Annotated in this window: 2 protein-coding genes and 1 pseudogene; 2 read left to right on the top strand and 1 reads right to left on the bottom strand. The window is 37.2% G+C overall.

All coding sequences use genetic code 11. The annotated features are described in order from the left end of the window. Positions 1–285, top strand: a 285-nt coding sequence (locus tag Q9Q35_RS11805; protein WP_370648920.1) for an oligopeptide/dipeptide ABC transporter ATP-binding protein, incomplete at its 5' end; no start/stop codon positions are given. A gap of 193 nt (positions 286–478) precedes the next feature. Continuing rightward, a pseudogene (locus Q9Q35_RS11800) lies at positions 479–2046 on the top strand (IS3 family transposase). A 108-nt stretch (positions 2047–2154) separates the two neighbouring features. On the opposite strand, the gene Q9Q35_RS11795 reads toward Q9Q35_RS11800, so the two are convergent. After that, on the bottom strand, positions 2155–2349 hold the full coding sequence (locus Q9Q35_RS11795; protein ID WP_135942553.1) for a hypothetical protein: 195 nt from the start codon (positions 2347–2349) through the stop codon (positions 2155–2157). Positions 2350–2549 lie beyond the last annotated feature (200 nt).

The raw sequence follows: 2549 nt of genomic DNA, 5'->3' as shown, positions 1-2549 counted from the left end.
TATGCGGGTCAGGTCGTTGAGTTGGGGAGTACTAAGCAGATCTTTACTGAACCTAAGCATCCATATACGCGTTCGTTATTACGTTCTATGCCACAGTCAGATGATAAGCAAGAAGAACTATCCGAGGTCTCGCCGCTAGTCAAGGCTGTGACTGATAAAGAACTAGGAGACGAGCGCTTCTTCTTTCCTAAACAAATGTTAGGTACACCTGAAGAGCAACAAGAGATCTTTCAACCTTACTATCAAGAATTTTTGCAACACATCAAAAATGATCGGCTCATCTAAAGAGGCTAAAAAAATGGATGTTTTTTATGCTCAAAGTCGTATTTCTCTTACCTCTTTTTAGTAGCAAGGCATTGTGATCTAATTTGGAATTAATGATATATAAAAACGGTCATAAATGGCTTTTTTGATATGATCCCCTTAGAGTAGACACAGAAATAATAAAATTCTGTGATTCTATTCTAGGGGGATTTTTATGTCTAAAAGAACTACTAAACACACTATTGAAGAGCGGTATGCTGCTGTTACTAAGTATCTTAGTGGGCTATATTCCAGAATAACTATTAGTAAAGAATATGGTATCGATGAAAATACTTTAGCGAACTGGATACGAAAATATAAGGCTAATGGGATTGATGGCTTAAAAGAGTCTCGAACGTGGAAAAGATATCCCGCTGATCTGAAACTAAATGCTGTCCTAGACTATTTGGAAAATGGTTATTCTTTACGCAAATGTTGTGATAAATATAATATTTCAAGTCGTGAAGTTTTACGCCAATGGATTAGATTGTATACTAGTGCTAAAAGCTTTAAAACCACTGGAGGACATACAAACATGAAACATGGCCGTAAAACTACCTTTAAAGAACGCTTGGAGATCGTTCAATATACTTTAGCTCATGATAAAGACTACCAAAAGGCGATCGATAAGTATAAAATCTCATACTCTCAAGTCTATTCTTGGGTCAGAAAATTTGAAAAAGATGGCGAAGCTGCCCTTCAAGATAAGCGTGGAAAGACCGTTAAAGATCGTGAATTCGAAACTTTATCCGAAACTGAACGCCTTAAACTCGAGATCTTACGCCTAAAAGAACGAAACGAATATTTAGAAACTGAAAATATCATCTTAAAAAAATTGGACGAGATCGAAAGGAGGAGATAATTCAAGTACCTAAAAAGATCCGTTTTAAAGCTATCAAGGAAGCCTTAGATGATGACCCTAAACTAAATATTAGATCACTATGTAAAATGTTAAAAGTCTCTCGTTCTGGCTATTATCGCTACTTAAGTGCGCCTAAATCAAATCGATGCTTAGAAAATGAATGGCTAAGTGAGATAATCAAAAAGGAATTTCATGCTTTAAAGGGCATATACGGGGCTCGGCGCATCAAAATATTGATCGAGCGAAAATACGGTAAACGTTATAATCTAAAACGCATTAAACGTTTAATGCGCAAATTAGGCATAACTTCATCGATCAGAAGAAAACGCAAAGGTTGTACTAAATCGGGTTATTCAAACTATGAAGAAAATGTCTTAGGCCGAGATTTTACGGCGAAAGCTCCTAATGAAAAATGGGTGACTGATGTAACTTATTTAGAATACGGTTCGGGTCAAAAGGCTTACTTAAGTGCAGTAAAAGACCTGTATGATGGGTATATCGTAAGTTTTGAGATCGGTAAGCGTAACGATAATCGACTTGTCATGCGAACTTTAGAAAAAGCATTTAAGACTTTAGATGAGGTTAAACCACTATTACACAGTGATCGTGGATACCAGTATACCTCAAAAGAGTATGTCTATATAACTTCCAAATATGGAGTAAGTCGAAGTATGTCACGAGTAGCTAAATGTCTTGATAATGCACCAATGGAAAGCTTTTGGAGTCACTTCAAGGTTGAATGTTACAGCTGGAAGAAATATAAAACATATGAAGAGCTAGTCGAAGATATCAACGATTACATCGAGTTCTATAATACACAACGCTATCAAACAAAACTGAACAGCCTAACTCCGGAAGAATACCGAAATCAGGCTGCCTAGGATTTTAATTATTTAATTGTCTACTTGACGGGGCCCAGTGCACAATTTTTAAAGTCCATTTACGACCGTTTTTTGAAGACTTATGTCACAGCCTCTTCTTAATCGACATTAATTTTTACGCTTTTTACCTTTTGCACCCAAGAATAGTGGCGTACATGCAAGGGCAGCTAGTAAAGCGCCTAAGTCCTTGACTTCAGTTTCATCACCTAAAGCAGGTAATTCTGAAGCTACATTGCCATCTTTTTGAGTTGCCAAGCCCTTCGTATTAGAACCTTTTTGCCCACTGTCCATATTCTTTAACATAGTACCGTTATCTTTATTAGACTTAGTACGTCAACCACCACTGACTAAAGTCAGTGGCTTGTGAGCCGAAAATCCTTACAGATTTCGAACCACAATTTGCGTAGATAGGGACAACTTATTTGACCAACCGAGGAAAACCAGGAAATAGAGCGTAAATCCGGGCTGAATAATTCTACGTAAATCTTTATTCAAGGGGGGTC

This window comes from uncultured Ligilactobacillus sp. (assembly GCF_948826705.1).
In the GTDB taxonomy this organism is placed as follows: Bacteria; Bacillota; Bacilli; order Lactobacillales; family Lactobacillaceae; genus Ligilactobacillus.
Note: the sequence above shows the minus strand (reverse complement) of the source record. Positions and strands in the feature narration are given on the sequence as shown.

Bases quoted from the DNA above. Each gene is read 5' to 3' on its own strand.
- Q9Q35_RS11795 (WP_135942553.1), bottom strand. From the start codon at position 2,349: ATGTTAAAGAATATGGACAGTGGGCAAAAAGGTTCTAATACGAAGGGC.